A 6,564-nucleotide genomic window follows, 5' to 3' on the forward strand; every position below is an offset into this window, starting at 1 on the left:
AGACTGGCTGGTACCACACCAGGCGAACCTGCGTATTATCTCGGCAACGGCGAAGAAACTGTCGATGTCGATGGATCAAGTGGTGGTAACCCTAGATCGTCATGGCAACACATCTGCGGCAACGGTTCCGACGGCTCTGGATGAAGCTGTTCGTGACGGTCGGATCCAGCGTGGCCAGACTTTGTTGCTTGAAGCTTTCGGTGGTGGTTTCACTTGGGGCTCTGCATTGGTGAAATTCTGATTCGAGCAAAGAATTAGATTAAGCCGCTGATACGCATTAAATTAATTTGTAGCTATTCGCTTTCTGCTTTATTGCCGCGTGCCGGCTTGTGGTTAGCAGCTTGTATTTCACAGCGGATAGCTCGTCAATACACTGAATAATCAGTAATAACGAATAAGGATTCTCGAATGTCTAAGTTCGCGATTGTATTCCCGGGACAGGGCTCTCAGGCTGTTGGTATGCTAGCTGAGCTGGCTGAGCAGTTTGATGTTGTTAAGCAAACTTTTGCCGAAGCATCTGAAGCTCTGGGCTATGACCTATGGGCACTTGTCCAGAATGGTCCTGCAGAAGATCTAAACCAGACCCACCGTACTCAGCCTGCACTGCTGACTGCCTCTGTTGCGATTTGGCGTGTATGGCAAGAGCAGGGCGGTGAACAACCAGCGGTACTTGCTGGCCACAGCCTGGGTGAATATTCAGCACTGGTCTGTGCTGGCGTTATCGATTTCAAAGAAGCGGTGAAACTGGTAGAGCTTCGCGGCCAGCTAATGCAAGAAGCCGTACCAGCAGGTGTTGGTGCAATGTCGGCGATTATCGGTCTAGATAATGATGCCATTGCCAAAGCGTGTGAAGAAGCCGCTGAAGGCCAGGTTGTTTCTCCGGTGAACTTTAACTCACCGGGCCAGGTAGTTATCGCGGGTAATAAAGAAGCGGTTGAGCGTGCCAATGTACTGTGTAAAGAAGCTGGCGCTAAGCGTGCTCTGCCATTGCCGGTTTCTGTACCGTCTCACTGTGAACTAATGAAGCCTGCTGCTGACAAATTAGCAGTAGCGCTGGAAAATGTTGAATTCACTGCGCCTTCTATTCCGGTGATCAACAACGCCGATGTGGCAACAGAAACTGATCCTTCGGCAATCAAGCAGGCATTGGTTAAGCAGCTATACGGACCTGTTCGCTGGACTGAGTCTGTTGAGCGTATGGCGGAAGAAGGTATCGAGCAACTGCTTGAAATGGGACCGGGTAAAGTACTTACCGGCCTGACAAAACGTATTAATCGCGCACTTGGTAGTGCTGCTGTCAACGATCCGGCTAGCCTGGACGCTGCCAAGTAAGGCGGTGGCCTGCTTCTGAACGCTACCTGCCTCTGGCGGGTTAGGCTGAAACAGAACACATTGGGCCACCCACTATTTATAGAAGAGGAATGACAATGAGCCTGCAAGGTAAAATTGCTCTGGTAACAGGTGCAAGCCGTGGTATCGGCCGTGCAATTGCAGAAATTCTGGTTGAACGTGGTGCGACAGTAATTGGTACCGCGACATCGGAAAGCGGCGCGGAAGCTATCAGCGCATACTTGGGTGACAACGGTAAAGGTATGGCACTGAACGTGACATCTCCTGAGTCGATTGAATCTGTACTGAAAGAAATCAAAGCGGAGTACGGCGACGTTGATATTTTGGTCAACAACGCGGGTATTACACGTGACAATCTGCTAATGCGTATGAAAGATGACGAGTGGCAGGACATCATGGATACTAACCTGACGTCTATCTTCCGTCTGTCTAAGGCTGTACTGCGCGCGATGATGAAAAAGCGTCACGGTCGTATCATCAGCATCGGCTCTGTGGTTGGTACTATGGGTAATGCCGGTCAGACTAACTATGCGGCAGCAAAAGCAGGCTTGATTGGCTTTACCAAGTCGATGGCGCGTGAAGTTGCATCACGTGGCATTACAGTGAATGCTGTTGCACCTGGATTTATCGAAACAGATATGACCAAAGCCCTGAACGATGAGCAGCGTGCTGCTACACTTGCAGGTGTTCCTGCAGGTCGTTTGGGTGATCCGCGTGAAATTGCGGCAGCGGTCGCATTTTTGGCATCAGAAGATGCTGGTTATGTAACCGGCGAAACACTGCATGTTAACGGCGGCATGTACATGATTTAAACAAAAAAGTTGCATAACTTGATGACACAAGTCAAACTCATCTTGTTTTCACCGAAAATCGTGGTTTGACCAGCGTGTTGAGTATTGCAACTTTTGCAGTAATGAATAAACTACAGCAAATCGCATTAGCGAATTCTTGTTTTAAGGAAATAGATTAATGAGCAACATCGAAGAACGCGTAAAAAAAATCATTGTTGAGCAACTGGGCGTAGACGAAGCAGAAGTTAAAAACGAAGCTTCTTTCGTTGACGATCTAGGTGCTGATTCTCTAGATACTGTTGAACTAGTAATGGCTCTTGAAGAAGAATTCGATACTGAGATTCCAGACGAAGAAGCTGAAAAAATTACTACAGTTCAAGCTGCTATCGACTACGTTGTTGGCGCATCTGAGTAATTAAGAACTCCCTCCAGGCGGTCACCATGACCGCCTGATTTTATTTCTAAACCTGTTTTATCCTCAATTCCCGGAGAAATTAATCGTGTCAAAGCGTCGCGTAGTTGTTACTGGCATGGGTATGCTATCACCGGTTGGCAATACTGTTGAGTCTTCATGGAAAGCTCTACTGGCCGGCACTAGCGGTATTAGCAATATCGAACATTTTGATGCTAGCGCATTTGCTACTCGTTTTGCTGGCATGGTCAAAGACTTCAACTGTGAAGAATACATGACCAAAAAAGATGCCCGCAAAATGGACTTGTTCATTCAATACGGCATTGCAGCAGGCGTACAGGCGTTAAAAGACTCTGGCATTGAAGTGACTGAAGAAAACGCCCCACGTATTGGTGTGGCTATCGGTTCTGGCATTGGTGGTCTAGGTCTTATTGAAGCTAACCATCTGTCACTGATGGAAAAAGGTCCGCGCAAGATTAGCCCGTTCTTTGTTCCGTCAACGATTGTAAACATGATCGCAGGCCACATGTCTATTATGCATGGTCTTCGTGGTCCGAACATCGCTATTTCTACGGCATGCACAACTGGCCTTCACAACATTGGCCATGCTGCGCGTATGATTGCTTACGGCGATGCAGATGCAATGCTAGCTGGTGGTGCAGAAAAAGCATCAACTCCGCTAGGTATGGGTGGCTTCGCTGCGGCGAAAGCACTGTCTACTCGAAATGATGATCCTCAAGCAGCCTCTCGTCCGTGGGATAAAGATCGCGACGGTTTCGTACTGGGTGATGGTGCCGGTATGATGATGCTTGAAGAATACGAGCACGCCAAAGCGCGTGGTGCGAAAATTTATGCAGAGCTAGTCGGCTTTGGTATGAGTGGTGATGCGTACCACATGACTTCACCAAGTGCAGACGGTTCTGGTGGTGCACTGGCGATGGAAGCTGCGATCCGTGATGCGGGTATCAATGCTGAAGAAATCGGTTATGTGAATGCGCACGGTACTTCAACACCAGCTGGTGATGTAGCAGAAACCCTTGGTATCAAGCGTGCTATGGGTGCAGCGGCTGATAAAGTACTGGTTTCTTCTACCAAGTCAATGACGGGCCACCTGCTGGGTGCGGCTGGTTCTGTTGAAGCCATCATCACTGCAATGACACTGGTTGATCAGGTTGTTCCGCCAACAATCAACCTGGACAACCCTGATGAAGGCTGTGATCTGGATTATGTTCCAGGTGAAGCACGTCAGGTTAATCTTGAATATGCACTGTGTAACTCGTTCGGCTTCGGCGGTACAAACGGTTCGCTGCTATTTAAGAAAATCTAACGATAACCTGTTATCATTGAGCGGCCTGGTGTTTTGCACCGGGCCGTTTTTTTTTGGTACTTTTTAGTTGTGACTTATTCTGTGGCTTGAGATTGGGTAGATATCGGAATGATATTGGTAAACGGCGTAGAGAAAAGTGATGTTGCAGTCACCGATCGGGCTATGCAGTATGGTGATGGCTGCTTTACGACCATTCTCGTTGAGCTCGGTAAGCCAAGACTGTGGTCGTTGCATCTGCAGCGATTGAAGAAAAATGTTGCAGCGTTCGCTATCGCTGAGCCGGACTGGCTGCAGCTCACTGACCTGGTGCATAGGCTAGCGGAAAACTACCCGGACAAAGGGGGAGTGAAGGTACTGATAAGCCGCGGCGCGGGCGGCCGAGGGTACAGCCCGTCAGGTTGCAACGCGACTCAGGTTATCATCTCTGATTTTGCCTGGCCGGCTCTCTATACCCAGTGGCAGGAGCAAGGCATTGCGCTGGGCGTTTGCCGTCAGCGGCTGGCACTGGCTCCGATGTTGGCAGGTTTCAAGCACCTGAACCGTCTTGAGCAGGTATTGCTGAAAAAAGAAACCGAGCAGGCAGGTTGGCTGGATGCGGTTGTTCTGGATGTCAACGGTAATGTCGTTGAAGTAACGGCATCGAATATTTTTTGGCGAAAAGGTCAGACGCTCTACACACCAGAGCTGAATATGTCCGGTGTCCATGGAGTGATGCGGGCACATGTGATCGCACTGGCTGCTGACTGCGGCTTTTGTATAGAGTTTGTCAAAAAGCCACTTGATGTCTTGCTTTGCGCTGATGAAGTCTTTATTACTAATGCCTTGATGGCGTTGGTGCCGGTTACAGAAATAAACGGAATTCGATTTACGGCGCGAACTGCGCTGAAAGCGTTAAACAAGAGGTTGTATACGTGTTAAAGAAGTTGGTAATAGCGGTTGTCCTGATGGGCGTGATGGCTGCTGGTGGACTGGGTTGGTCATATCAGCAGGTAAAGGCATCACTGCAGCAACCGGTTACGCATGAAGCAGATGTTTTCATTACGGTCAGCCCGGGTACCAGTTTTCGTGGTCTGCTAAACCAGCTCGTCGACAAGCAAATCGTACCAGCATCGCAATGGACTCGTTGGATTTACCGTATTGAGCCAGAGTTAACACGAATTAAAACAGGGACATATCAAATACCTGATAGCGGCACCCTCAGGGATGTACTGGCGTTAATTGCATCAGGCAAGGAGCACCAGTTTGCGATTACCCTGGTCGAGGGCGACAGGTTTACTGATTGGCTTGAGCAACTGAGTACGGCTCCCGAGATTGTCCATCAGTCCGACGGTATGTCCGAGGCCGAAATAGCCAAGGCGATTGGTGCGGATACCTCTAAGCTAGAGGGGTACTTGTTGCCGGAGACTTACCACTATACTTCGGGAACCACCGATCTTGAATTGCTTAAGCGTGCATACCGCCAGATGACCAGTTTGCTCGATGATGCCTGGGAGTCGCGTGACAAGAGCATTCCGCTGAAAACACCGTATGAAGCCTTGATCATGGCATCTATTATCGAAAAGGAAACGGCCGTTGATGACGAGCGTACTGTCGTATCGTCAGTATTTATGAATCGCCTCAACAAGAATATGCGCCTCCAGACCGATCCGACGGTGATTTACGGTATGGGGGATAAGTACAAGGGGAATATCCGCAAGCGCGATCTTCGTACCCCAACACCTTATAACACCTACACCATCTTTGGCTTGCCGCCGACACCGATAGCAATGCCAAGCAAGGCCTCGGTGCTTGCTGCGGTTAAGCCACAAGAGAGTAATTACTATTACTTTGTTGCCGATGGCAAAGGCGGCCACAAGTTTTCTAAAACGCTGAGCGAGCATAATCGCGCTGTGCGTGCATATCTAAGAACACTAAAGAAAAAATAATGACTGGAAAATTTATTGTAATTGAAGGCCTGGAAGGCGCGGGAAAAAGTACGGCAATCAAGCAGGTCGCTGCAGTATTGGCCGAGCACGGGATCGAATCGCCGGAGTTAACGCGCGAACCTGGCGGGACACCGCTTGCCGAGCAGATGCGGGCTTTGGTCAAGGAAGGGCATCCTGATGAGCCACTGACCGATATGGCTGAGTTGCTATTGCTGTATGCAGCGCGTATCCAGTTGGTTGACAACGTCATAAAGCCTGCCCTGGCAGAAGGTCGCTGGGTGGTAGGTGATCGCCATGACATGTCCTCTCAGGCTTATCAGGGAGGAGGCCGTGGCTTCGATACCGATCTGATGGAGAATTTGCGCAATACGGTATTGGGTGACTTCCGTCCGGATTTCACCATCTATATGGATATTGATCCGGTTCTTGGCCTGGAGCGCGCTCGCGGCCGGGGTGAGCTGGATCGTATCGAGCAGATGAATATCGATTTCTTCCACCGCGCCCGCGCGCGCTTCCTCGAATTGTCCGAGAATGATCCGAGCGTGGTTGTTATTGATGCCAGTCAGCCACTGGATGCGGTGACTGCAGATATTTCCCTGGCGCTGGCTGCGTGGTTGGAGCAACAATAGTATGCTTTACCCATGGCAACAGATCCTATGGCAGAACTGGCAGCAGCTACTGGGGCAGGGGCGTCTACACCATGCGATTTTATTGCTTGCCTCGACGGGAAGCGGACGTGAGGTGCTGGCGCAACAGCTC

General features: G+C 49.9%; 8 protein-coding genes and 1 pseudogene. All 9 read left to right on the forward strand.

Translation table 11 applies throughout. The features are described from left to right. A partial coding sequence (locus MHN01_RS12715; protein ID WP_304622853.1) for a 3-oxoacyl-[acyl-carrier-protein] synthase III C-terminal domain-containing protein occupies positions 1 to 241 on the forward strand: 241 nt, incomplete at its 5' end. A gap of 167 nt (positions 242 to 408) precedes the next feature. Next, entirely contained in the window at positions 409 to 1,332 is a 924-nt protein-coding gene (gene fabD / locus MHN01_RS12720) for an ACP S-malonyltransferase (protein WP_239411687.1), read from the forward strand. 95 nt (positions 1,333 to 1,427) lie between these two features. Then, positions 1,428 to 2,162 (forward strand): 3-oxoacyl-ACP reductase FabG, encoded by a 735-nt coding sequence (gene fabG, locus MHN01_RS12725; RefSeq protein ID WP_239411688.1) that lies wholly within the window; start codon positions 1,428 to 1,430, stop codon positions 2,160 to 2,162. Positions 2,163 to 2,319: 157 nt separating this feature from the next. Then, a complete protein-coding gene (gene acpP / locus MHN01_RS12730) occupies positions 2,320 to 2,556 on the forward strand; it encodes an acyl carrier protein (RefSeq protein ID WP_007467184.1) in 237 nt (78 codons plus the stop codon). 85 nt (positions 2,557 to 2,641) lie between these two features. Next, on the forward strand, positions 2,642 to 3,880 hold the full coding sequence (fabF, locus tag MHN01_RS12735) for a beta-ketoacyl-ACP synthase II (protein WP_239411689.1): 1,239 nt from the start codon (positions 2,642 to 2,644) through the stop codon (positions 3,878 to 3,880). 108 nt (positions 3,881 to 3,988) lie between these two features. Beyond that, positions 3,989 to 4,798, forward strand: coding sequence for an aminodeoxychorismate lyase (gene pabC / locus MHN01_RS12740; RefSeq protein ID WP_239411690.1), 810 nt, complete (start codon positions 3,989 to 3,991; stop codon positions 4,796 to 4,798). Then, positions 4,792 to 5,805, forward strand: a complete 1,014-nt coding sequence (mltG, locus tag MHN01_RS12745; protein WP_239411691.1) for an endolytic transglycosylase MltG — start codon at positions 4,792 to 4,794, stop codon at positions 5,803 to 5,805. Before pabC ends, mltG begins: the two co-directional genes overlap by 7 nt. Then, positions 5,805 to 6,434: a dTMP kinase gene (gene tmk, locus MHN01_RS12750; protein ID WP_239411692.1), complete on the forward strand. Its 630-nt coding sequence runs from the start codon at positions 5,805 to 5,807 to the stop codon at positions 6,432 to 6,434. Before mltG ends, tmk begins: the two co-directional genes overlap by 1 nt. Before the next feature lies 1 nt (position 6,435). Beyond that, a pseudogene (locus tag MHN01_RS12755) lies at positions 6,436 to 6,564 on the forward strand (DNA polymerase III subunit delta'); the annotation flags it as partial.

Source organism: Photobacterium sp. OFAV2-7 (assembly GCF_022347985.1).
Lineage (GTDB): Bacteria > Pseudomonadota > Gammaproteobacteria > Enterobacterales > Vibrionaceae > Photobacterium.